Raw genomic sequence first — 24,332 nt, 5'->3', positions numbered from 1 at the left:
GGCTGTTACTAGTTCTGCTCCTTATTGCGCTGGTCGGCGAACTGGTGATCCAGACTCAACGCAGCCGTGATCAGGCCTAGGTGCGTAAATGCCTGGGGGAAATTTCCCAGGTGTTCGCCTTGAAAGCCAAGCATCTCCGCGTACAGGCCCACGTGGTTGGCATAGCCTAACATCTTTTCGAAGAAGAGACGGGCTTTGTTGAGTTGGCCCGCCCTCGAAAGACATTCTACATACCAGAACGTGCACATGGAGAATGTTCCCTCTCCACCTTTAAGGCCATCGAGTCGTTCGTCGGTGCGATAACGATACACAAGAGAGTCAGACACCAGTTCATCCTCGATGCATTTCAGCGTCGACAGCCACCGCGGATCCGTTGGGCCAATGAACCGAATCAAGGGCATCAGTAGGGTGGCGGCATCTACCGTCTCGGCGCCTTTATATTGGACAAAAGCTTGAAGTTTCTCATTCCAAAATTCATTGTGGATAGAATGGAAAATGGCGTCGCGTTGTTCGCGCCAGACCGGGTTGGTCGGGTAGGAGTGGGCCTCGGCGATCTTGATTCCGCGATCAAGCGCTACCCAGCACATCATACGCGAGTACAGGAATTCCTTTTTACCGCCGCGCACTTCCCAAATGCCCTCATCCTCGCTTTGCCAGTGCTTACTTACCCAGTTCACTTGACGCGTGATGTTCTGCCAGAAATCATAGGAGATAGGCTCAGCATGTTTGTCAAAAAGATAAATCGCATCCAGCAGTTCACCATAAATGTCCAGTTGCACCTGCTTGTAGGCCCCGTTGCCGATGCGCACAGGACGCGATTCTTTATAGCCACTCAAATGATCGAGCTCCATTTCAAAGAGATCCTTGCGGCCATCGATCCCGTACATGAGGCTCAGGTTTCCGGCCTCGCCGATATCCCGGCATTGCTGCTCAACCCAGTTCATAAATTCACGGGCTTCTTTCCGATAGCCAAGTTTCAGCAACGCGTAGATGGTAAAGGAAGCGTCTCGAATCCACGTGTAACGATAATCCCAGTTACGGATGCCCCCGATTTCTTCCGGCAGACCAAAGGTTGGTGCTGCTACAACCGAGCCGTTCTTGCGGGAAGTCATCAATTTCAACACGAGTGCCGAACGGTTCACAATTTCCATCCAACGGCCGCGGTAGTGTGATTTGGCTATCCAGTCCTTCCAGTAATTGATCGTGTCATAGAGGCTTTCGTTGGCGAAGTCTTCAATGGATTCGGGTGAGTCCATTCCTTCTGACACCAACTCGAGCATGAAGATCGCTTTTTCCCCCGTTTTAAGCGTGAAGGATGCTTCCACATCCTGACCGTGATGTTCCATCGGCACGGTGGATCGCAGGCGAAGCGTCATGGGGTTGGAGCCTTCGCTTGTGAAACTGAAGTCCCGCTCGCTGTGGCGGGCTAGCCGGTGTGCGGCGCGGGCATAGTCGAACCGCGGCCGGCATTGCAACGAAAAGGTGAGCGAGCCGCGGACGCATGACACAGTGCGGACCAGTTCTTTACCACTATAGTCTTCTTCCACCGGCATAAAGTCGGTGATTTCGGCCACGCCATCCCGGGCCAGGAAGCGGGTCAGTAGCACGTTTGTGTCGGGAAGGTAAAGTTGTTTTTGGCGTAGGTCGTCATGGCGCGGTGCGATCTTAAAGAAGCCTCCTTTGTCCTTATCCAGCAAGGCAGCAAAAATGCTGGGCGAGTCAAATTTCGGGAAACACAAAAAATCAATGGATCCATCTAAGCCCACCAGGGCGACAGTATTCAAGTCGCCGATGACGGCGTAATTTTCAATGGGTTGATAGCTTTCCATGGATGGCGCGTTTTGGGTGATGAGGCAAGCAAGGGTTGGTAATAAAAAGACCCGGAGAACACTATCCGGGCCTTTTTCCATTAAAGCAACAACTGTAGCATGAAACGGTTTAGTTTAGGTTGTTTTTATAGTCCTGTTTGAAGTAAAGATTAAGGACGTTGCAAACACCCTGGTAGTTATAGGGCCTGAAATAGATGGCCAGGGCGCCCATTTTCTGAAGCTCAATCACCCGGTGGTGTGCGGGAACCGAGGAGTGGACAATCACGGGCACTTCCCGTAACAAATCTGTCTTTCTCATCGCCTTTAAAAATTGCAGGGCGTCGATGCCCGGTACGCTCAGCTCTACAAAAACACAATCCGGCGAAAGATTGTCCTCCTGAAGAATTTCTAACGCTTCCACGCTATTTCGAGCCAACATGAAAAGCGTTTCCGGCGCCACATCAAGCAACGCCTCTACGAAGATCGCTTGATCCATCGGGTCATCGTTTATCAGCAGACAAGATTTTGCGATCTGGATCATAGGGAGTGTTTTAGAAAAAAATATAGCCTTTCCATCTTCCTTTTTTCTGGTAGTACCGAAGGCTGTCGAATAGCCGGATATTTTCTTCCCGGATTTTTTCAAGAAAGTTTTGTTCTTGTGCCAAATTCGCTTCTGCGATTTTCTGCTGGGTTCTTGCTTTTCCTAGATTGCGAAGGACCAGGTCGCAACGTGCCGACAGCACCTGATAATTTTGGGTCTGCTCACTTAGCCGCTGGCGCATCGTTGTAATTTGCTCGGTGAGCAATGCCACCGTATCCCTTGCAATGGCGAGCAACTGGTCCAGCTCCGCAGCGGATTTTTCGCCCAATAATTTTTCAGCAAGCAATGCCTCGCTTCGAAGTTTTTGCTGGTCTAATTCCCGGCGTATAGCTTCGTTGGAACCCTGCGTCGACCACAGCCAGGAAAATGCAATTGCAAAAAGAATCGCTGTAGCCACCGTTATAATTCTAGCCGTCTTGAGACTGTCCATAGAGGTCCATTCCTTTCATACAAGAAACGATATTTGGCCCGCGTTGGAAATGAACGATAATTAAATCGAAATTAAATCGATATTAAAACACGCTAGACCGTGCGAACCGGAAACCGTACGGTGAATTCGGTGACCTCTCCCGGCACCGACCTGACCGTAATGGCGCCGCGGTGAAGACTAACGATACGTTTCACCAGGGATAGGCCAATGCCAGAACCCTTAATGGACAGATTGCCTTTGCCGCGAAAAAAAGGATCAAATATTTTGGTGAGTTCATCGGCATCAATGCCTTTACCCAGGTTGACAAACCGTAGGGTGATGAAATCGGCGCTCCCGGCCTCCAACTGAATCACAGTTCGATTATCGTCCGAATATTTACAGCCGTTGTCCATCAGGTTGAGGATGGCCACTTTAACTAAATGTTCGTCGCCGAACACCGAGAGCGAATCCGGCTCAATCTTTAAATCGAAGTCGATGTCAACTTTGTATTTGGGAAAGGCCTTCAGAAGTTCTTCTTTCATTTCCCAAAGTGCATCGTCGATGCGAAACATGGTGAAGTTTGTCTTAGGCTCCGAGGCGCTGGTTTGGGCCAGCAGTAGCAACTGCGTGGTGAGATCATTGAGGCCGCGCAGTCCCCCAAGCACCGATCGCAAAACCTTTACATAGTAGTCCGGGTTTCGTGGTTGCAGAAGCGATACATCGATCTCGGACGTCATGATGGTGATGGGTGTCTTGATTTCGTGCGAGGCATTGGCGATAAAATTTTTCTGCGACAAGAACGCCGCTTGCAACCTTTCCAACATGCTGTTGAAGGTCTGTGATAGTTTGCTCAATTCGTCTTTTTGGTTTCCCTCGTCCAGCCTGCGGTTCATATTGACCTCAGTAATTTCACTGACCTGGGATACAATTTTGGAAATCGGGCTGAGCACTCGCCCGGCATATACCCAGCCCAGGACAGAAACCAGCAGTAAGCTAAGGGAGAAAGTCAGCACCAAGACGTTGCGTAGATTGGCCAGCGCGTCCCGTCCATACACATCGGTGGCGGCTGCCACGACGGTAAAGCGATCATAGCGGTCGGCGAACAGAAACCCGAGCGCTTCAACCTTTCCCTCCTTAAAACTTATTTCCTTTTGCAGACGAATCCGGTTGAGAAGGGCGGTGTCTATGTTGACAACGGGAGTGCCATCAGAGCTATATAATTCCTCATTGCGGTAGTTGTAGATAGCAATGTATTGGTTGGGTAGGCTGGCTGGATTGTTTCGCTCCATGCGTTTGAGCAGGTCGGCGTTCACTTCCTTCACCTCGGTGAGAACTTGGGCTGTGTTGGTTGCCCGGTTTTTCAGACGTCGGTAAAAATCCTCTTTTCGGTAATTGTCTGAAAAGAAATAAATGGAAATACAAATCACAGATAACATCACCACAACCAGGCTGAAAAAGATCAACGTTAAGCGCGTGCGGATGTTCATGCTTCGTTGCTTAAGACGTATCCCAACCCTATCCGGGTTTGCAATAGTTTTGGTGAAAAATCCCGGTCAATCTTGTTTCGTAGCATATTGATATACACTTCCACCACGTTGGTACCCGTGTCGAAGCGAATGTCCCATATTTTTTCGGCCAGTTCGGCACGCGAGATGACTCTGCCGGGATGGCGAATAAAGAACTCCAGCAAGGTGAATTCTTTTGCGGAAAGTTTGATGGTTTTTTCCCCTCGGACGGCCACCTTTTTTTCAAGGTCTAACTTCAAGTCCTCAAATCGAAGAACGTTCGAATAGGTACTACCCGTCATAGTGGGCCTTCGCGCCAGGGCGCGCAGGCGGGCGGTGAGTTCTTCAAATTCGAAAGGCTTGAGTAGGTAATCGTCGGCACCTGCATCAAAGCCAGTCACCTTGTCGGCTGTTGTGCCAAGCGTGGTAAGCATGAGGATCGGAAGGTTCGGTTTTTCTTTTTTTATGATCATACACAAGTCAAATCCATTGATCCCGGGGATGACAATGTCGAGCAACACCACGTCATAGTCGCGGCCCAGGGCGAGCCGTTCGCCGATGTTTCCGTCAAAGGCCACGTCTACCTCGAAGGATTGCTCCTCCAGTCCCTGCTTTATGAAAGCAGAAACCTGCATCTCGTCTTCAATAACCAATACTTTCATGACTCAATTTATTAAATGATGTCTTACGGTCCACAAGCTACCAAGATTTTTACCTGGCTCAGTTTCAATGCCACTTTAATGTCTTTTTAATGTCCTTTTAATAGCGCGAAGACGACCTCCCGCGGCCAAACCGTTATCTTTGTATATCAAGGTTTAACCAGCATATGGTTAAAAGGTCTGAAATCAGAAAAACCCACTGGCCATGCTGTGGGTTTTTCGCTTTAACTACGATTGTCATGTCAGCACATTTCTCTAAGAGGCTTATCATCGTATCCAACCGGTTGCCCTTTCAACTGATCAAAAAAAATAATCAATTGGAAATCAAGGAAAGTGACGGCGGACTGGTGAGCGCCTTACAGAGTTACTTCCAAAATACGAGTTCGGGGAAGACCGCCTTCGAGGCAACCCTCTGGATTGGTTCCGCAGAATTTAACGAGGCAAACTGGGACAGGCTCGACAAACAAAGATTAGAGCATTTGGCCTATAGTGTTGACCCTGTTTTTGTGGACAAGAAGGTATACAATAAATATTATAACGGCTTTTGCAATGCGACCCTTTGGCCCTTGTTCCACTATTTTCCCTCCTTTGTAGAGTTCGACAACGAAACATTTAAAGCCTACGAGGAGATAAACCGGCAGTTTGCCGATCGGATCCTGTCACTGCTGATGCCGGGTGATGTGCTGTGGATACATGATTATCAACTCATGTTGCTGCCCGGCATGATCCGGGAATCCCGACCAGAGGCTACCATCGGATTTTTTCTCCATATCCCATTTCCCTCCTTTGAGGTTTTTCGGCTTCTTCATCGTCCGTGGAAAGAAAAGATTGTACAGGGACTGCTCGGTGCCGACCTGATCGGGTTTCACACCCATGAATATGTACAGCACTTTTTGACGACAGTTCAAATGGTGAAAGGATATGATCATCAGTTTCGCTCCATCATGTTGCCGGACCGCCTGCTAAAGGCTGAGATGTTTCCATTGGGAATTGATTTTGAAAAATTTCACGCCGGCGCCCACCTCCCCGAGGTTGTCGAACAGCAGCGGATCATTGAGAATAGCTTTCCTGATAAAAAAATTATTTTTTCCGTCGATCGCCTGGACTACACCAAGGGTGTTACACACCGTCTCCTGGGATTTGAACGCTTCCTGGAATTGCACCCGGAGTGGCGGGAGAAAGTGATCTTTATTTTGGTGGTTGTTCCTTCCCGCCAAATTATCTCCAAATACAACGAGCGGAAGAAGCTCATCGAAGAGGAGATCGGCCGCATCAATGGAAAGTATTCAACCCTCGGGTGGCAGCCGATCATTTACCGCTACAACTCCCTGAGCTTTCATGAACTGGTAGCCATGTACCTGAGCGCCGACGTGGGGCTGATTACACCGCTGCGCGATGGAATGAACCTGGTGGCCAAAGAGTACCTGGCCAGTCGCATCGATCGTGGCGTGTTGATTCTAAGTGAACTGGCGGGCGCAGCAAATGAATTGAGTGAGGCATTGCTAGTCAATCCCATGGATCGCGATGAAGTAGCAAATACCATCCTCCAGGCGCTACGCATGCCGGAAGAGTTGCAACTGCAGAAAATTGAATTACTACAGAAGCGATTGAAGGAATATACCGTCAACCATTGGCTTGCTGATTTTTTGCGGCAGTTGGAGGACACCAAACTCCTGCAGCATACCCAACGCACGCGACATCTTTCCGCGCGTACGACGCGCGACATCGTGGAAAAATTTAAGACAGCCGAAAATCGATTGCTTCTGTTGGACTATGATGGAACGCTGGTTCCATTTTCCAAACATCCTCTGTCGGCCCGGCCCGATAAAGAACTGATGCACTTGCTTACTCAACTGGCCGCGGACAAACGCACCGATCTCACCATCATCAGCGGACGCGATAGCCACTCGCTGCAACAATGGTTTGGTGAATTGCCGGTGAATTTGGTTTCAGAGCACGGCGCGGGGCTGCGACTCAAAAACAAGTCCTGGCAGCACGACCCGGATATTGATCAGTCCTGGAAGAGTTTTATCAGGCCCATGCTGGAGGTATTCGTTCAGCGGAGTCCTGGGTCTTTCATAGAAGATAAACTACATACCCTGGTGTGGCACTATCGCAATGTGGGTGCGGAACTTGGATTTATCCGCTCGCGCGAATTGCTGGATAACCTGCACCACCTGGTGCGCAACGCCAATCTGCACATTATTGACGGAAACAAGGTCATTGAAGTGCGCGTGTCCGGAATCGACAAGGGGGTTGTCGCCAAAAAACTGGTTGATGACGGTCATTATGACTTTGTGATGGCCATCGGAGACGATAAAACCGACGAGGATATGTTTCGTGCCCTTACGGACAAAGGGTTTACGCTCAAGATAGGCCCAGGTCATACTGCGGCACAGTTCTACCTGACCGATCAGCGAGAAGTGCTGGGACTGCTTAGAGAATTGCCAACTGTGGCGGGGTAAACCCCCGGATTAGATATTCATCAGGTCGATCATGAGATTAAAGGCATCCAGAGAGGAAGGACTTTCCAGTTTCAAGGGCTTGGTAATGAATCCGGAGATACCATGGAGTTGCGCAGCGTGTTTATCCGACACCTCATCGGAAGTAGTCAGAACGAACACCTTCACGTCCTTCCACCTATCGTTTGCCCTAAGGGAAGCCAGGACCTCGAACCCGTTACGCTTTGGCATGTTAAGGTCTAGTAAGATGATGTCCGGTTTTTCAATGTCTTCATCTGTATTCTCAATCATTTGAATAGCCTCTTCGCCATTGGTCAAAATAGTGAGGCGATGCAGGATATTTCGTCTCTCCAATGTGCGTTTTACTTCCATCTGATCAAGGGTGTCATCTTCGATAAGCAGGATGTGGATTACTCGTTTCATGTTCTTCATGTTTAGGCCAGGTGAAAGAAAACGTAGCGCCTTTGCCCGGCTCGGAGGTTACGCTGACAAAAAGCTGTCTGTCGTCCAGTATTTTTTTAACAATAGCCAGTCCGACGCCTACACTCTCTAGTGTATCCCGCTCCTGGAGGGTCTGGAAAATGGCAAATATTTTCTGGTGATATAATTCGGGGATGCCCGGTCCATTATCGGATACAAAAAAATGGTAGTATTCGCCCTCTTCCCGCCAGGATATGGTGACAGCGCCATTTTTTTTGTCATGGTATTTAAATGCATTCACAATCAGGTTGCTGAAGACTTGGACAAGGGGTACACGTTGTGTAAAGAGGGTCGGCATTGGCTTTTGGATCTCCAGGGCAATGCCAGTGTAGGTGCCCAGGTCGCCACGAATCTCGGCTAACACTTCGTTTACGTCTACCACTTCGCGGTCGGGAGCTTCCCGTCCCGCGCGGGCATACATGAGAATACCCTTGAGCAAATTTTCGGCGCGGACGATGCGACCCTTAATAACTTTCAGGTACTCGTTCACTTTCGGTGGCAGATCGAAACTATGGTCTTCTTCGATCCAGGTCACCACGTTGTCGATCCCGCGCAAAGGTGCTTTCAGATCGTGCGAAACAATGTGGGCGAATTGATCTACCTCGTCCTTCTGGCGTTTCAAGACCGCGATGTGAGAACCCAGGATGCTGGCCATGTTGTTGAGGGCGCGCGTAAGCTGGCTAAGTTCGCTGTTCCCTTTTTCCTGCATATAGACCGCATAGTTGCCACCGGCAATTTCGTTCGCCATTTTAACCATGCGCACAATGCGGGTGGAAATATAATGCGCAATAAAGATAGCAATGCCTGTGCCCAGAATGACGGAGATGGTGGTCAGATAAAACGAAATGCTTTTTGTGTTTTGTACCGTGTGCGCCAGGTTCTCGCGGTCGCTGATCCGATGGCCATATTCGTAGTTCGTGAAATCAGAGAACTTCCGCTGAAGGCTCGCCTGAACATCTTTTTCTAATTTGTTCAAGAGTTTCTCCCGATAGAGTTTGTGAAATGCCTGATTTTCCTTTTCAGAAATGTCCGCATTTCTTTTTGCCTCCAGCAAGGGCGTTGCAAATTCACTGACCCAATATTTCTGAAGCTCCCGAATGTCGTCTAAAATGATTTTTTGATCGGACCCCTCTGGTACCAGGGTGGTAAGTTCGCTTAGGATGTGTTTGTTCTCCACAACGGCAGAATCGTAAGTCTGCAGGAATGACGTTTCATTGGTCAGTAGATAACCCCGCAAGCCGCTGACCATGTTTAGAAAATTTCGTTGAAACCGGTTGCTATTTCGTACAATCAGGGTGGAGCGCTCAAGGCGCTCTGCATTCTCGTTGACTAACCCGTATTGCTGGTAGTTTATAAAGGTGGTGATCGAAAAAAGAATTAGTATACTGAAAAAGCTAACCAGGATAATGTGCGCGATTTTCATTGGAAAAAAATATTATGAGGATGCCAATTGTCTTCATCTTGATAAAATTAAGTCCAATTTGAACAGTGCAGACTCCCGAATCGTGAGTTTAATGTCGATTTAATATCTTTTTAATCCGGCCCATACCCTAGCGATTCACTTTCCAAATGTTGAACTCCAGATCGTCGACACGTTGATCGCTGTTCTGGTCAGCATAGTAAAATATTCCCCTGGCCATCTCCAGTTCACTGATCGACCCATCGCAGGAGGTGTCCCACACGGCGGCTAGCGAGGACTTTTCAATGGCGCGCATGAACTCTTGGCGAGATAACGCGTCGTTGGCATCGGCATCCCAATCCTTGAATTGTTCCCGGAATTGATCGTAGTAGAATTTCTTGACCTGCGTGTCGAACTCATAGCGGCTGATGGAATTATTTCCGTCTTTGTCAACGGTTGTGTATACACCGTCGTAAAAGTTGAGTAGTGTAACCGTCCGGTTTGAAGACCACTTCGCAAAAGCGTGGGTCTGCAGATAGGCCGTCACAAATTCGCCCTGATCAATGCCGGCGCTTTTGTCGCTGTCCCAATCCTGGTAACCCCAAGGTGGAGAGGTGACGCTACAAGCCGCTGTGAGCAGGCCGATCGATACGGGAAGAAATAGCCTCATGCCAGTGACGTTGTTTTTAATTATTGTTCATGCCCTTATGCGATACGTCAAACGGCGATGCCTCCAGCAACGCCTTCTGGCCCTTTGGCAGTTTCAGCGAATAGGTTGGATACGCAAATTCAACACCTTCTTTGGCAAGTGTCTGAAACAGCTCAAGATTGATGGTCTGTTGAATATCCATGTAACGATTATAGTCGGCACTGAGCACATAAAAAACCACTTCGAAATCAAGACTGTAGTCGCCAAACTTCACAAAATGCGTTCGATCAAAGCGGGTCTGCTGCTGCCTTTCGATTATGCCGCGCACCAGCGCAGGAATGCGTTCTACTTTTTCGATGTCCGTCTCGTAGACAATGCCGAAACGAAACAGAATTCGACGCTCTTGCATCCGCTTATAGTTGTGCAGGCGTGAATTCGTGAGATTGCTATTGGAGATGATGATTTGCTCGCCAGAAAGGCTTTTGATTCGCGTTGTTTTCAATCCGATATATTCCACCGTACCCATTTTGTCATCTACGATAATGAAATCACCCACCTCGAATGGCCGGTCAAAAAATATCACAAAATAGTTGAAGATATCGCCAAGAATGGTTTGTGCCGCCAGGGCAATGGCAATGCCTCCAACGCCCAGTCCGGTCAGCACGGCGGTGACATTAAAACCCAAATTGTCGAAAAGGAAGATGGTTCCCATCACCCACAATACCCCGTTGAGGATGATGACTATGCCACGGACCTGTTTGGCTTTGTCGCCGCTTTGATCCTGCCGGGAAAGGTAAGAGTAGATCGCCGTTCGCACCGCGGCGGCCAGCAGTCGAATGGCCAGGAAGACAAGCACGATCTTAAATGCGTACGCCGCGAACTTGGCCACGCTGACGGTGGCCGTGAACCATTGGAAAACCGTCATGAACAGCGCCACATAGACCAATGGATATACGTATTTTTCAATCTGCCGAAAATAGTCGAGAAACGGAGACTGCGCGCGCGTCAACTGTTTGTGAACGACACCGCGCACGATTTTGATGGCAACAATTCCAACGGCCAGCAGCAGCGCCCCGACCAGGTAGTCCTGGATACTGTTCAAATAGAGAATTTTGTCCAAAAGGGTTTGTCCCGGGATTTGCTGGTAGGTGAGTGTGTCGTTCATGCGCAATGATGGTAGATTATAACTTCTTTCAAGGTTTAACGCGGAGCGGTTTAAAGTGAAATTAATTCGGCATTAAATCGACTGTAAATCGCCATTAAGAGGTGCGTGGTGGGGGCATATTCGCTACTTTTAAGGTCTGTATCCCGAAAAGGATGCCGGGAGCGCCTGTAGAATCACGCTAAGCAGTGGGGGGTCTCGCAACCGCCTAGAAAAACCTATCACCCTATGATCAGTTTTATGAGCCGTCCGATCTTTTATCTACGGAACAAACTTTCGGAACGTCATTTCATTATCCTGTCTAGCATCCTGGTGGGCCTCACTTCAGGGGGTGCCGCTATTTTGCTCAAGTACATGGTCCATCATATCGAGCAAGTCGTGGCCGATTCGCGCAGGACCGAAGATTTTTTTGTGTTTGCCATTTTCCCGTTGCTGGGGATTTTGCTCACCGTATTTTTTATCCGCTTCTTCCTCAATAATACCCTCAAAAAAGGAAGCGCCGAGATTGTATATAGCATTGTTAAAAAGTCAAGTATTCTCCCGGCGCGGGATATGTTCGGCCATTTGATCACCAGCGCTTTTACCGTTGGTTTTGGAGGGTCACTGGGGCTGGAGTCTCCCATGGTCTCCACCGGCTCGGCCATTGGGTCCAACTATGGTCATGCAAATCGGCTTACCTACCGTGAGCGAACCGTTCTTCTGGGCTGCGGCGCATCTGCAGGTATTGCTGCAGCCTTTAATTCACCCATCGCCGGGGTGCTGTTCGCCGTGGAAGTATTGCTGACGGAAGTGACGGCATCAGCTTTCATTCCATTGATAATTTCTGCCGCCTGCGGCGCACTGCTTTCCAAAATCGTTTTGGCCGAGGGCGTGACACTGGCCTTCTCTCTGAAGCAGCCCTTCGACTATAAGAACGTTCCCTACTATGTTGTTCTTGGCATCTTGTGTGGGCTGATATCGCTCTGTTACGCGAAAGTTTTTCATGGCATCGAATCGCGAATTGGAAAAGTAAGCAATCAGTGGGTTCGTGCCATTATCGGGGGACTTTTGCTCTTTGGCATCATCTCGGTTTTTCCGCCCCTGTTTGGAGAGGGGTATGACAGCGTTCGCGCATTGGAAAGCAAGAACGCGCTAATGCTGACGGAAGGAAGTTTTCTGGGCGGTCTCATTGACTCAGAAGGGATGCTGCTGGTCTTTATCGGCGCGTTGATTATTTTCAAAATGATTGCGGCAGCCCTCACCATTGGAAGCGGCGGAAATGGTGGGAGCTTTGCGCCTTCCCTGGTGGTCGGGTCGTATCTGGGATTTTTATTCTCCCGTCTGATGAACCTGTCTGGACTCACACAGCTACCCGTGAGTAATTTTACGCTGGTGGCCATGGCCGGTATTTTGAGTGGCGTGTTCTATGCACCGTTAACAGCTATATTTTTGATCGCTGAAATTACCGGAGGATATCACTTGATTATTCCGTTGATGCTAGTTTCCTCGCTGAGTCTCACGGTCGTGCATTTTTTTGAGCCCTTGTCGATGGAGGCAAAAAAGCTTTCAAAAATGTTGCACTCCACCGTGGAAACGCGCGACAAGCTTTTGCTGAGTCGACTTGACCTTTCCGAACTCATTGAACGAAACTTTTCAGTGGTGCCCGAGGAGGCCAGACTCTCTGACCTTGTCAAGATCATCGCCTCTTCCAATCGAAATCTGTTTCCCGTGGTGGACAAGGGGCAGAAACTCATCGGCCTGATTCACATGGACAGGGTGCGAGGGATTATGTTTGATAATTCCAAATATGATGTCATTAATGTGAGGGAGCTCATGACCAAACCGGAGGCGGTGGTAGAACTGGATGAAAACCTCCATGAGGTCTTTGCTAAATTTGATTCCACCCACCAGTGGAATCTTCCTGTAATCGAGGATGGTATCTATCTTGGTTTTCTCTCCAAATCCTCGATACTAAACCGCTATCGGAATGAGTTGATAGAATCCTAGCCAGGTGGTGACGTTGATCTAATCGGTTACTAATAAACAGCGACGTTGACGGCGGATTATACCTTGGCACCATCACGCTATCCATCGGAGGGGTTTATCCAAAGGATCGTCCGATTTTTGATGAATAGGTTCCAGCACAATGAACACGGTCAAGAAATTTGATTCAAAAGCATGAGAGGTGGCAACCGGCTCGTGCGAGGTTTCTGATCTCCATCGATGATTTGAAAATGCTTCCATTCCCGGTCAATCGTGTTATTTCAAACTGATTTCATTTTCTGACTTTAGAAACATGTTTAACAGACCAAAACCAACAATTCCTGCTAAGACAGAGGAAATAAGGATGACGATTTTGGATTGATCAATGGCGGCATCCCTGTTAAAAGCCAACAACGTGATGAAGATTGACATCGTAAAGCCTATACCTCCCAGGAACCCGGTCCCTAGTATATGTGTCCACTTCAAGTCGGACGGAAGTTTGGCTATGCCGATAAGGGAAGAGCAAAAGGAGAACGTTAAAATTCCCAGTGGCTTGCCTAAAAAAAGACCTGCAAAAATTCCGAGGCTGTTTGCCTCCACCAGGGAATGAACCCAATCGGCGGGGAGCGCCACCGCGGTGTTGGCAAGTGCAAACAAGGGCAGAATCCCAAAGGCAACAGGACGATGTAAAAAACGCTGCAAGATAAAGGAGGTTGATTTCTGATCGCCGTTTCCAAAAGGGATGGCAAAAGCCGTCAGAACGCCTGCTATTGTGGCGTGAATCCCCGAATGGAGCATGAAGTACCACATGGCCACCCCGCCAAGGAGGTAGGGGATCAGGTTTCGAACTTTAAGTCGGTTCATAACCAGGAGTACACCAAATACCGAAATCGCGGCCATAAGGTTGACCCACACAACGGAACCGGTATAGAAAACGGCTATGATCAAAATGGCTCCCAGGTCATCAATGACGGCAAGAGCCGTTAGGAATATTTTTAACGAATTTGGGACACGTTTGCCCAACAGTGAAAGCACCGCTAAGGCAAAGGCGATATCGGTCGCCATGGGGATACCTGCGCCGGCTTGCGTTTCTGTGCCCCGGTTAAAGAGGAAATGAAGCCCGGCAGGTACAAGCATACCACCCAACGCAGCCACCACGGGAAGCAATGCATTCTTGAGACTTGACAATTCGCCGATATATACTTCGCGCTCCAGTTCAAGGCCAACCAGCAGGAAGAATATAGCCATCAGGCCATCATTGATCCAGTGGGAAAGGCTATGACCTGAAAATTCGAGGTGCCAGAAATGCAAATAGCTATCGGATGCGCCGCTGTTGGCCAAAACCAACGAGATGACTGTGCATGCCATCAACACCAGGCCCGCTGCCTTTTCGCTGTGGAAGAAATCTTCGAATAAGTGAGTCATTTTCATGGACGCGCGCTTTAAATAAAAAGGCCCGGATATACTCGCGTAATACCGGGCACCGTAGCCTGTAAACTACTTATGGTATTATTAATTGTGTTTTGCTTTTCGGCAAAGTTAAGTGATTTTATTGGTCAGCTTGAATATGTATGAAAATTGCCAAGTGCGCTATCACATACAGGGCCGCGAAAGTGCGGATTGTATTCGATTGCGTAAACATCGATTCGGAGTATCACCTTGCTTCATCACCGCTCGGAATTCGTGTTTTTGTAAGGCGCTTTATTCGATGAAGCCGGGCTTTGATTGAATCGACAGGATAAGGGGGATACCGGGTTTGGCAGAATGACCAGTTCCTCCCTTTTGCCTTTTTAATAGGATCGATTTTTTAAACTCCGATGGGCTTAGGTTAGTATGCTTCTTAAAAAACCGGCTGAAATGTGCTGCGTCTTCAAATCCTAGTTCTGTATAGACCTCTTTGGCCGATTTGTCGGTATAATAGAACAAGCGGCGAGCCTCCAGAGCAATTCGTTCATGGATGATCTGGGAGGGGGACTTCTTGCCATACAAGGCAAAAACGTTGGCCACCGTCTTTGATGATCGATGAAGAGCTTCGGCGTAAAATTGTACGTCGTGCTGATTTCGATAGTTAAGTTCGACCAGTAAGTTGAATTGGCGGAAGAGCTGGAATTTATGGTCGTCCGTGTCGGGCTCGCCGCCTGCGTATTGCTGTTTGCCCAGCCGGGTCAATGTGATAATGAGTCGAACTAGCAACATGCGGAGCATCTCACCCTGCACTTGGTCGGCTTGTTGAAATTCGTCTTTGAAGACTTCAAATAGGATTTGGATCTTGCGCTGATGGGCTTGATCCAGATCTATGAACATAGTCTGCGACGAACCGTAAAATAAGAAACCGACGCAGCTCACTTCCTGGTCATGGGTGATGATGCAATAAAAATCCCGATTAAACTGCCATGCAATAACATCCTCTGGGCATGAGAAGTGGAAGGATTGATTTGCCATCAGGGGAAGCATCGTGTTGGATGGAAACACATATTCCTGCTCATCTACCCCAACCCGTTGTGATTGGCCCGTGTTCCAGGCAATGGTGAGAAGGTCGTTTTTCCGGTGGGCTCTATAAGAGGATTTCTCGAAACCAGTTTCGCCGATGAGCAGGTGAAATTCCGCATTTTTTTCCCTGTCAGAAAAAGTCAATTTCATATTTTCCAAAGCACCGGGTCGTTCCATTTTCAGTTTCATTTCCAAAGCTTTCCACCTGTTGGCGAAAAGGGGTCGGAAATTTAATGGAAATAGACGGCAGGATCGGATAGCATCCATGTCGGCTGGGTGACAATGTGACTAATAAGCTCACCTGTGATCTTAGCCCCGGAGTTGTCCGCATTGGCGAGAAGTCTCGCGGCGTGGTTGTGCGATTTAAAGCCCCTCACCGGTTTTGTACTTCAGCGCCGTGACCTTTGGCCAAAGTTCGTCCGCCTTTTTGAGGAGGCGTGGCTCGCTCTTGATCCAGGTATCGAGCGAGTTGACCGTTTTCGTCCCGGATTTTCCGTAGAAGAAAAGGTAAAGCTTGCCATTTGTTATTTTAAACGCCTCTGGATTGATGGATACTTTTTTTCCGTAGCTGACCGCCAATGCACAGTAACCATCGTATTGTGGTAGATAGTGCGCGGGGTCCCCTTCAAAGAGTTTTTGATTTTCTTCATTTATAAACTGATAGGTAACGCCCTGGTAGACCGATGCATTGGCGGGGAGGCCCCTAATGGCCTTGCCGCCGTTGAAATAGGCAACAAGATCGTAACCGCCGATGGCGAGATTATTTTTGTCGATGGGGTCTACCTGAGCTGATGCTTTTGTGCATAGAAGCACGACGATCCAAAAGATGTGACTTGTTTTCATGACCTTGAGATTCAGTTCAATATAAGGGTTTTCATTTCATGATTATTTTTCTTTTAATGCTTTTAGCGCACTCAACAGCAAATCTCCCGGTACGCGTTTTTTGAAATCCGGATTGATGTATTCAAAGATGATCTCGCCCTGGCGGTTTACTACAAACACCGAAGGGACTGGTAGCATGTCTGGATTTTGATTGGCGGAGGCATCACTGAGTACCTTACCGTATTGTTCGGGTGCCTTGTAGGCGATGCCAAACTGGCGTATGGCTTCCGCCTGACTATCACTTACCAGCTTGTAGGTAAGACCGGATTTGTCCATCGACTCTTTTAATTTTTTTGGGGTATCGGGGCTTATGGCAATAATTTGATAGCCTGCTTTAATGACTTCACTTTCGATGGATTGCAAGTCCTTCAAATGCAGGTTGCAGTACGGGCACCAGCCACCCCGGTAGAAGATCAATACCGTTTGCTTTTCGGTAATCAAATCCGTGAGCACGACTTCCCGGGAATTCGTATCGTGCAATGTGACTGCCGGAATTCTCTCACCAACCAGCAAGGGGGAGATGTCGGTTGGAAGCGCAGGAAGGACCTGGGCCATGGATGTGAAGGCAAACAAGAGGCAGATGAAGAAAGCAAGGGTAACACTGCTTTTTCTACCGAGGAGAAATGTTGGTTTATTCATGGGTGGATAAGGATGTTAAGTAGGGGCAAAGATGGCGTGAATGCCACTCACGTCGATTAGCGAATATTCCCGAACTGTTGATCATTTTTCCCGCAACCTGCCGCAGGCTCGGCAAGCAATGCCACCTGGTGCAGGTTGCTAGCGGTCAAATCTCGAAACCATATGGGTGCCTAGAAAAACGCGCCCTCGATTACCTATCCGATCTCATTAAAGTGTTTAGGGGCAAATTGCTTCACTTCCTGGTTTTAATCTCGATTTAATTTCGATTTAATGGTCACGATTTATAGTAACCCGGGTAAAATTGTTTCTTGTCATAAGAATAATAGCAGCGTGATCGATGAACTGAAAACGACCCGGATAATCGCTTTGGCCACCGCTACAGCAGTCGCCTGCGCGATCGGATGGAGTTTGGCTGTCTGGCGATCTAAAGCGCAGATTCAGTTTGCGCGCAATCATGAGCGCTTGCGCATTGAAGCATTGCTGGCGGAACGGTTGAGGGTGGAAATCGCCGTAGATAAGACACAACGTCTCCTCAGCCAAACAGAACATTCAATTGATCAATTGTCCAAACAAGTGGAGGGCCGCAACCGTGGCCTGGCTTCAAGAAAAGCATCTCAACAGTTGGATCTTGTCAGAGCGCGAAAGAAACAACTTGAAAATCGGCTGAGCAATACGCTAGGTGAAAAACGGATAGTCATTGAACAAACAGGCCTGTTGATGGATAGCATCCGTGAAATACATCGCCGGAACGCGGAATGGACCAGCGTGTTGAAGATGGAAATTATTGGCCTGAATGAATAAAATGACCGTGTTACTCGTCGGGGTGTCGGGTGGTTTGACTGATCTCACAGGAAATGATTAACTTGGATGATATGGGCGGACTGTCGAAGCAACGTATTTTCTGGATATTATTGGTGACTGCCGCAGCCGCGATATTCCTCTTCATCAGGCGCTCGATTCCTTACAGTGACAGCAAGAATCTGCAGGCGGCAAATATTTCGCTAGACAGTATCTGGTCGTTCGGCCCAACCGTCGGAATATATGACAAAGCTTCCCATCGGTACTTCTGGCTGAAATCTTACACCTCTTTTGATAATACGGCGATGGACACGCTTCAATCGCGGCGAGCCAATATCCGTTTTATGAAATTTATGAACGGGCCGCTTGAAAATAGAATTTACTGGATGCAGATTGACTCGACGGTTGTGTTTGATCAGCTAGTTAACCGCCAGTAACGGGAACCCCATACGTTACCCGTCGTGAATGACTTTATCCGTGACATATCGATGCTATCGAAAATCATCGGCTGGCTGGAGATTCCGACCCCATCGATCACTTTGTTTCAGGGGGGCGTGACCAGCTAAAGTTACCTGGGGACTTGGACCTAAGTTTCGAACCCCTTGATTGCTAGACTCGTTTCTGGTCAAATGGTGGCGGAATTGGCGGTCACGTGATCTGAAAATTGATGGTCAGACAAAACGGAAAAAGATGGTCAAGCACTTCGTATTCTTCACCGACGAACTTCAACATCATTCCGGATTGAAAAACAACTTGAGCCACGGGTTAACCAGTCTTAACTCTTTAAACAATTAAACTCTAAATGACTACTATGCTAAAAATTGCAATTATAACCGGAAGTACACGTCCTTCCAGAGTAAACAAACAAGTAACGGATTGGGTGCTGTCTCAAGTCCAAAACAGAGCAGATGCTACTTTTGAGTTGGTAGACATTGCCGATCATAATTGCCTTTACTGAATGAACCTTTTCCTATTAACCCAATTTTGGGTGCCGGATTTTCGCCTTGTCAGTCAAACGACTGCCTAAATTCTAAAGGTGAAAGATTTGTTTTTGCCTTAAATAGTTTGCTAAATGATTGTAAATGTTCAAAACCCAATTGATAAGCAATTTCACTGATAGACATATCTGTTGTAGATAACTTTTCTTTTGCTTTTTCTATTAGCTTGTTGTGAATATGCTGTTGCGTATTTTGTCCGGTAAGCGCTTTAAGTAAACTACTTAAATAACTTGGTGATATGTTTAATGCCTGGGCAATGTATTGAACCGTTGGTAATCCTTTTGTTGCTGAATTGTCCCTATTGAAATGCTCAGTCAATAGTTCTTCTAAACGTTCTATTATTTGATGGCTGGATTTTTCTCTTGTGATGAATTGACGGTTGTAAAACCTGTCCGAATAATTAAGTAATGCTTCAATGTGAGAAATAATAATTTGCTTGCTGAATTTATCAATGTTGGAATGATATTCCTGTTGAATGTTTTGAAGAATACCATTGATGATCATTTCTTCTTTATCGGAAAGAAACAATGCTTCATTCACTGAATAATCAAAGAATTCGTATTGCTTTATATGCTTGGCAAGTGCAGTGTTCCATAAAAAATCCGGGTGAATAAGCAGAACCCATTGCCAACCTGATTGCTTTGCTGTTTCATTCGAATTATGTTCTATCCTGAAAACCTGACCGGGCGCCATAAAAAACATCGTGCCTTCGTTAAAGTCATAGTCTTGCTGCCCATATTTGAATGAGCCCGTAAAAGTTTTCCTCATGGCAACAGAATAAAGGTCAAGCACCAAATTGGAAACGCTCTCTGGAAATTTTTCTACGCCCTCAAGATTTACCACACTGATTAGAGGGTGCGCTGGTTTTGACACGCCTCTTAGTTGGTGAAACTCATTGACTGACTTTATACGAAGCAGTTGCTTGTTTGTCATTGTTTTATATTTAAATCAAACACCGTCAAATTTTTTGATGGCTTCAGGCGTAACAGGTGTAAAGAAATTGACAAGATTTCCGTCTGTATCACGAAATAAAAGTGATTTATTTCCCCAAGGCATTATTGTCGGTTTTTGCACAAGGTAAGGTTGGATAAACTTTGCGAGTCTTTGGTAGTCCTCATCTACATCTTTCACTCTGAATTCTATTATGGCAGAACGATTTTGCGCTGATGCTGCAACTTCACCGCCACCGAAAAATTGTAACGTATTGGTACTCCCGATTGCCAAAGTTGCCGATTGCATTTTCACTTCGGCAAAATCAGGTGTGTACTGAATTGCGGATATGCCAGTTATTTGCTCATAGAATGTCGTTAGGTTTTTGACATCAGCAGTAATGATTCTAATTGAAACAATATTCATAATTCTGTATTTTTTGTTGGTTCAAAAGTCACCAACAATTCCAGAATAAATTTAGCCAAAACAACTTTTGGTTTAGTCAAAATGCGATTTCAAAAAAGGGTGGAAATTCCGACCCCATCGACCACTTTGTTTCAGGAGGGGGGCTTGACCAGCTTCCGAAAGTTTATTTGAGGAATTGAACTTTCCCGCGGAATTGGGTTGTCACGAGATCTAAAAATTGATGGTCAGGGCAAAACGGAAAAAGATGGTCAAGCACTTCGGATTCTCCATTCAGAACACTATTTGAATATTTGGGTTTGTGATATCCATGGTTTCTATGGATATGCTATTCCAGCAGGATTAGGGGAACGGATTTCCCACGAACGAGATGGTGTGGTAATTAGATATGACGTATTCGGCAGAATTGAACGTGATACGTTTGCGTTTGGGAGAACGGCTACACATGAAGTGGGACATTGGTTGGACTTGCAGCATATTTGGGGCGGATGTTTTCCTGACAATCCGTGCTGTTCAGCCTGTACGGACGACGACGGCCTGGTGGACACCCCGATTCAGGACCGCTGCAATGAAGGCAAAGTTCAACTCTGAAAATATGCCAAGTAGCTGGGAAAATGGCGGCGATTTGTTTGTGAACTGTTAGATTTGTATCTCCAGAATTGTGACTTGCCTCGAAGTCGTTGAAATCGACAACTGTCGTCTAATGGATCTACCGTTTTAATATTTTTACAGTTTTGAGTATGCCAGCGTTAGTGATCTTTAACAAGAGTATGCCACTGGGAAAGCCGTCCAGGGATACAGTTGTACTAAAGTCGTCGTTAATGGGGTTGATGCATTCGCCAACTTTGTCGCCTTTATTGGTGAAGGTTTCGATTTTTAACAGCCCATCTTCGGGAAGCACAAATTCCTCTTCGTTGTTCAGGTCTAACGTCACCGAATTGCCTGCGGGGTTGGGATACGCCGCGGTGGTCGGTAGCTCGGTGTTGCGGCCTGCGGCGGCAGACTCGTGTGTTGCTTCGGCTCGCGCAATGCTGGTGTTGCTTTTGCCGCCTTGGTTAGGACAAGTTACGGCATCGACGTCGAAACCATCGGAGGCGCCATTAAAAGCCAGGATCTGGATTTCAGCGCATTGGGTACCCCGTTTTTTGGCCATGGCGTTGGTGATGTCCACCAGCTTGATGTAATCGGCACCAGTTTAGTTTGCCGGCCAGGTCAAGGTCGGAGTCGAGCTTCTGGGAACGTCGGCCTGTTCGGGATAGTCTTATGGATTTTCGTATTTTCGTGCCCGTTGTTGTTATCGCATAAAGATCGAGAGCAATCCGAGAGCAGAAACGGAAATTTGAGTGTAATTGATTGATAAATAGATTCTTACAATAGAAGGCGTGATCCCTGTCGGATCACAAATACATCAATCAAATCATTCAAAAGCTCGAAATCTCGCTGATTTCGAGCTTTTTTGTTTTCCAGAAGGTGTCAATTCGTCCATATTTTATCAAACTTCTGGTGAGCAAATAGAGACCAAGAAATTCCTGGTGAGCTTAGGTTGCGGCATGTCGTGGCATTTGTTGGTTCTTTAAAAAATATGTCAGCATTATTCAGAATGCTATCAAACACGCCATTTACGATAGCTGAAGGCGATAAAAGGCATAAACCGCATATCCAAGCGGGATCCCTCACTAAATTGGAAATTCCGTGCACAGAGATCGCCTTTCTAGAATCACGTGGATTACTATCCTATGTCAATAGTCAGCAATCCAAAATAGTGCATGTCACGAAAGGTGTAATCAACCAGCACCGAATTTCCAATTGGACTTAAACTTTTACTAAGCCGTCTCTTTCAACGCCTCTATCAATTCTGAGACCTGGATGTTCGCGACCAACTTGATGTCTTCGCCCAATCCTAAATTACCGGTGTCGGTCAGGACGTTCCAGGTCATTCCAAATTCTTTGCGATGAATGGTGCCTGTTACTTCAAAGCCATGTTTGATAACACCTTGTAGGCTTCGTTGAGAACCTCCGTATTCAACATTCAATTCAATAGACTTCGTTACACCTTTCAAAGTAAGATCACCAATCATTTTGAAATGGCTACCTCCCTCATTCACAAATGAAGTAGACTCGAAGGTAATCTGCGGATACAGATCAGCTTCAAAGAAATCACCATTTTGCAAATGCTGGTCGCGCTGTGGCTGGTTGGTGTCGATACTTTTCACATCAATGGTAAGAGATACTTTTGCATGCTCAAATCCTTCTCCTTCAGAAACAGCGCGGCCTTCGAACTTGCGGAATGATCCCGTGACCGTAGAAATAACCAGGTGCTTGATTTTGAATATCACATCAGAGTGAAGCGGGTCTATCACCCATGTCTTTAAATTTTTCATTTCTTTCTTTTTTAGTTACATCGTAAAATTATGTAGGTTTACTATTGAAAGGTTAGTAGTTACCCGCAGGTAAGTAGTTACCTCCAGGTAAGTGGGTGAACTGAAAAAGCAATGAATCAAAAAACACAGTCATGCCAGCAGAAACTCCGCATCTCGAGAGACGCGCTGGAGGTAATACAAGGGAAATGGCGGATGCCAATCGTGCTGGCCCTTACCTTTGGCAACAAACGATTTGGTGAACTTCAAAGAGACATCGTGGACATATCACCGAAAATGCTTTCTCAGGAACTGAAGGCGCTTGAAGAAAATAAAATCATTACGCGTACACTGTATGACAGCATGCCGGTGACTGTCGAGTATTCGCTAACTCCTTTGGGAAAGTCCATGAAGAAACTATTAGACGAAGTGTTAATCTGGGGGGAACATTTCCGGAAGGAAGTCATTGGGAAGTAGTCATAAAAAAAATGCTAAGAAACCACCAAACTCTTTTTCCGCGATGGCTGGTTTAAGGCTGGTGACGTATGCACAATCATCAAGCTTCTGTCACTATATGTGATCATCAAATTCCACTATCGCTTGACCAGAAACGAATCTGACAATCAGGCGTTCCAAACTCAAGCAAAGTTCTATCCCCCAGGCAACTTTAACTGGTCACGCTCTCTTGAAAAAAGTGGTCACCGGGTCCAGAATCTCCACGAGGTAATAAAACTAATTATCTACGAATCGAGACTTAAAAGGCACTCAACTTTTGGATCATAAATCTTCTTTTTGATAGCGGGCCTTAGAAATTACTTAGGCTGGAGATTGAGGGGATGCATAGGGGATGACCAAGTGAAAAATTTCTTCTTTTGCTGTATCTTTCGTTACCTCCAACCTACCGGCTATTCTATGAATAAAGTTTTTTTGCTTTTTTTATCTTGCCTGGCCACTTGCTTTGCATTTGCACAGGGCGAAATAAATCAACCGCGTCGCTTTGATCTTCGCATAAATGCAGGAAGTACTTTTACACTCGTGCAGGATTTCAACAACACCGTGATTTATGGAAAAAACATGATGATACCGGGATTCATCGATCCTTCCAATGCGCAGTCAGTATCTGTCTCCTCGGCCACGTCCACAGCGCGGTCGCAGTTAGGGTGGCATGTCGAAGCCGAACTGTTTTACAGACTACCACAAAACCTCAGGTTATCGGTGGGAGCGGGGCTTAAAAAGGTGCGCTTCGATACCAACTCAAGATTTACGTATTTCGACAACGGACAATCGAAGACCTACAACCTGGATGACTTCGACCGTAGATTCGGAGAGACCAGACTGCTGTACCTTTCCGTCACACCGGTCAATATCTCTAAAGGATTGTTCGAAAACCGGCTTGTACTGCAAGCTGGCCCGGCATTTAACTTCCTTCTGAGCCACGATGTCGAGAACGTGCTGGTGATCTATCATTCCACGGATTCGCAAGCCAACAGAACTCCGGACGAAGCATACTTCGACACCATCGGTAACATGCGAAATCTAATCTGGGGATGTAATCTCGGTGCGTCCTACAAAATCATCGCACCCCTGTCTGTCAAACTTTCAGCACAGTATTATATCAACTCGATGTACGAAGACAAGTCAGGCGGCTTTGATGTCGAAAAGATCCGGGCGCTCACCGTCCAGGCAGGTGTATCGGTAGCTCCGTTTGCTTTCTAAGAC

25 protein-coding genes are annotated in these 24,332 nt (G+C 47.1%); 8 read left to right on the top strand and 17 right to left on the bottom strand.

All coding sequences use genetic code 11. The features are described from left to right. Positions 1 to 8: 8 nt before the first annotated feature. The 5 genes from JI741_RS23210 to JI741_RS23190 all read right to left on the bottom strand — a co-directional run bounded on the left by JI741_RS23210 (position 9) and on the right by JI741_RS23190 (position 4,985). Positions 9 to 1,829, bottom strand: a complete 1,821-nt coding sequence (locus tag JI741_RS23210) for a glycoside hydrolase family 15 protein (protein WP_202013805.1) — start codon at positions 1,827 to 1,829, stop codon at positions 9 to 11. Between the two features lie 109 nt (positions 1,830 to 1,938). Further along, entirely contained in the window at positions 1,939 to 2,349 is a 411-nt protein-coding gene (locus tag JI741_RS23205; protein ID WP_202013804.1) for a response regulator, read from the bottom strand. A 10-nt stretch (positions 2,350 to 2,359) separates the two neighbouring features. Continuing rightward, the gene (locus JI741_RS23200) at positions 2,360 to 2,839 is read right to left on the bottom strand and encodes a hypothetical protein (protein ID WP_202013803.1); all 480 of its coding nucleotides are present in this window, start codon (positions 2,837 to 2,839) and stop codon (positions 2,360 to 2,362) included. Between the two features lie 92 nt (positions 2,840 to 2,931). Beyond that, positions 2,932 to 4,305 (bottom strand): HAMP domain-containing sensor histidine kinase, encoded by a 1,374-nt coding sequence (locus JI741_RS23195; protein ID WP_202013802.1) that lies wholly within the window; start codon positions 4,303 to 4,305, stop codon positions 2,932 to 2,934. Beyond that, positions 4,302 to 4,985 (bottom strand): response regulator transcription factor, encoded by a 684-nt coding sequence (locus JI741_RS23190; protein WP_202013801.1) that lies wholly within the window; start codon positions 4,983 to 4,985, stop codon positions 4,302 to 4,304. Before JI741_RS23190 ends, JI741_RS23195 begins: the two co-directional genes overlap by 4 nt. A gap of 236 nt (positions 4,986 to 5,221) precedes the next feature. On the opposite strand from JI741_RS23190, the gene JI741_RS23185 reads away from it, so the two are divergent. After that, positions 5,222 to 7,447, top strand: a complete 2,226-nt coding sequence (locus JI741_RS23185; protein WP_202013800.1) for a bifunctional alpha,alpha-trehalose-phosphate synthase (UDP-forming)/trehalose-phosphatase — start codon at positions 5,222 to 5,224, stop codon at positions 7,445 to 7,447. A 9-nt stretch (positions 7,448 to 7,456) separates the two neighbouring features. Here JI741_RS23185 and JI741_RS23180 read toward each other — a convergent pair whose 3' ends face one another. The 4 genes from JI741_RS23180 to JI741_RS23165 form a co-directional block, all read right to left on the bottom strand. Next, positions 7,457 to 7,867: a response regulator gene (locus JI741_RS23180; RefSeq protein ID WP_202013799.1), complete on the bottom strand. Its 411-nt coding sequence runs from the start codon at positions 7,865 to 7,867 to the stop codon at positions 7,457 to 7,459. Beyond that, positions 7,830 to 9,347, bottom strand: a complete 1,518-nt coding sequence (locus JI741_RS23175) for a sensor histidine kinase (protein ID WP_202013798.1) — start codon at positions 9,345 to 9,347, stop codon at positions 7,830 to 7,832. The genes JI741_RS23180 and JI741_RS23175 overlap by 38 nt, the downstream gene beginning before the upstream one ends. Positions 9,348 to 9,474: 127 nt before the next feature. Next, complete coding sequence (locus tag JI741_RS23170; RefSeq protein WP_202013797.1) at positions 9,475 to 9,993, bottom strand: EF-hand domain-containing protein; 519 nt, start codon at positions 9,991 to 9,993, stop codon at positions 9,475 to 9,477. A 16-nt stretch (positions 9,994 to 10,009) separates the two neighbouring features. Further along, positions 10,010 to 11,137 (bottom strand): mechanosensitive ion channel family protein, encoded by a 1,128-nt coding sequence (locus JI741_RS23165; RefSeq protein ID WP_202013796.1) that lies wholly within the window; start codon positions 11,135 to 11,137, stop codon positions 10,010 to 10,012. A gap of 225 nt (positions 11,138 to 11,362) precedes the next feature. On the opposite strand from JI741_RS23165, the gene JI741_RS23160 reads away from it, so the two are divergent. Beyond that, entirely contained in the window at positions 11,363 to 13,120 is a 1,758-nt protein-coding gene (locus JI741_RS23160) for a chloride channel protein (RefSeq protein ID WP_202013795.1), read from the top strand. 252 nt (positions 13,121 to 13,372) lie between these two features. Here JI741_RS23160 and nhaA read toward each other — a convergent pair whose 3' ends face one another. The 4 genes from nhaA to JI741_RS23140 form a co-directional block, all read right to left on the bottom strand. Then, positions 13,373 to 14,527: a Na+/H+ antiporter NhaA gene (gene nhaA, locus JI741_RS23155; protein WP_202013794.1), complete on the bottom strand. Its 1,155-nt coding sequence runs from the start codon at positions 14,525 to 14,527 to the stop codon at positions 13,373 to 13,375. A 270-nt stretch (positions 14,528 to 14,797) separates the two neighbouring features. After that, the gene (locus JI741_RS23150; RefSeq protein ID WP_236676238.1) at positions 14,798 to 15,775 is read right to left on the bottom strand and encodes an AraC family transcriptional regulator; all 978 of its coding nucleotides are present in this window, start codon (positions 15,773 to 15,775) and stop codon (positions 14,798 to 14,800) included. Positions 15,776 to 15,949: 174 nt separating this feature from the next. After that, positions 15,950 to 16,429: a YHS domain-containing (seleno)protein gene (locus tag JI741_RS23145; RefSeq protein WP_236676237.1), complete on the bottom strand. Its 480-nt coding sequence runs from the start codon at positions 16,427 to 16,429 to the stop codon at positions 15,950 to 15,952. Positions 16,430 to 16,471: 42 nt separating this feature from the next. Further along, positions 16,472 to 17,107 carry a peroxiredoxin-like family protein gene (locus tag JI741_RS23140; protein WP_202013793.1) on the bottom strand — a complete coding sequence of 212 codons (636 nt, stop codon included), beginning with the start codon at positions 17,105 to 17,107 and terminating at the stop codon, positions 16,472 to 16,474. Between the two features lie 270 nt (positions 17,108 to 17,377). Between JI741_RS23140 and JI741_RS23135 the strand changes: the two genes are divergently transcribed. The 3 genes from JI741_RS23135 (at position 17,378) to JI741_RS33105 (ending at position 18,863) form a co-directional block, all read left to right on the top strand. Then, the gene (locus JI741_RS23135; RefSeq protein ID WP_202013792.1) at positions 17,378 to 17,908 is read left to right on the top strand and encodes a hypothetical protein; all 531 of its coding nucleotides are present in this window, start codon (positions 17,378 to 17,380) and stop codon (positions 17,906 to 17,908) included. Between the two features lie 71 nt (positions 17,909 to 17,979). Next, positions 17,980 to 18,342, top strand: coding sequence for a hypothetical protein (locus JI741_RS23130; protein ID WP_202013791.1), 363 nt, complete (start codon positions 17,980 to 17,982; stop codon positions 18,340 to 18,342). A gap of 365 nt (positions 18,343 to 18,707) precedes the next feature. Then, positions 18,708 to 18,863 carry an NADPH-dependent FMN reductase gene (locus JI741_RS33105; RefSeq protein ID WP_369411844.1) on the top strand — a complete coding sequence of 52 codons (156 nt, stop codon included), beginning with the start codon at positions 18,708 to 18,710 and terminating at the stop codon, positions 18,861 to 18,863. Between the two features lie 49 nt (positions 18,864 to 18,912). On the opposite strand, the gene JI741_RS23120 is transcribed toward JI741_RS33105, so the two are convergent. Both JI741_RS23120 and JI741_RS23115 read right to left on the bottom strand, forming a co-directional pair. Next, positions 18,913 to 19,836 carry a helix-turn-helix domain-containing protein gene (locus tag JI741_RS23120; protein ID WP_202013789.1) on the bottom strand — a complete coding sequence of 308 codons (924 nt, stop codon included), beginning with the start codon at positions 19,834 to 19,836 and terminating at the stop codon, positions 18,913 to 18,915. A 15-nt stretch (positions 19,837 to 19,851) separates the two neighbouring features. Beyond that, positions 19,852 to 20,259, bottom strand: a complete 408-nt coding sequence (locus JI741_RS23115; RefSeq protein WP_202013788.1) for a VOC family protein — start codon at positions 20,257 to 20,259, stop codon at positions 19,852 to 19,854. A gap of 372 nt (positions 20,260 to 20,631) precedes the next feature. Between JI741_RS23115 and JI741_RS33100 the strand changes: the two genes are divergently transcribed. After that, on the top strand, positions 20,632 to 20,847 hold the full coding sequence (locus tag JI741_RS33100; RefSeq protein ID WP_369411846.1) for a M43 family zinc metalloprotease: 216 nt from the start codon (positions 20,632 to 20,634) through the stop codon (positions 20,845 to 20,847). Between the two features lie 118 nt (positions 20,848 to 20,965). On the opposite strand, the gene JI741_RS23105 is transcribed toward JI741_RS33100, so the two are convergent. Next, positions 20,966 to 21,409: a T9SS type A sorting domain-containing protein gene (locus JI741_RS23105; RefSeq protein ID WP_202013787.1), complete on the bottom strand. Its 444-nt coding sequence runs from the start codon at positions 21,407 to 21,409 to the stop codon at positions 20,966 to 20,968. A 670-nt stretch (positions 21,410 to 22,079) separates the two neighbouring features. After that, the gene (locus JI741_RS23100; protein WP_202013786.1) at positions 22,080 to 22,637 is read right to left on the bottom strand and encodes a YceI family protein; all 558 of its coding nucleotides are present in this window, start codon (positions 22,635 to 22,637) and stop codon (positions 22,080 to 22,082) included. Positions 22,638 to 22,748: 111 nt separating this feature from the next. Between JI741_RS23100 and JI741_RS23095 the strand changes: the two genes are divergently transcribed. Then, on the top strand, positions 22,749 to 23,090 hold the full coding sequence (locus tag JI741_RS23095) for a winged helix-turn-helix transcriptional regulator (RefSeq protein WP_202013785.1): 342 nt from the start codon (positions 22,749 to 22,751) through the stop codon (positions 23,088 to 23,090). A 435-nt stretch (positions 23,091 to 23,525) separates the two neighbouring features. Continuing rightward, positions 23,526 to 24,329: a hypothetical protein gene (locus tag JI741_RS23090; protein WP_236676236.1), complete on the top strand. Its 804-nt coding sequence runs from the start codon at positions 23,526 to 23,528 to the stop codon at positions 24,327 to 24,329. Positions 24,330 to 24,332: the final 3 nt, after the last annotated feature.

This window comes from Chryseolinea lacunae (assembly GCF_016735595.1).
Lineage (GTDB): Bacteria > Bacteroidota > Bacteroidia > Cytophagales > Cyclobacteriaceae > Chryseolinea > Chryseolinea lacunae.
This window is presented reverse-complemented; position numbering and strand designations above follow the sequence as displayed.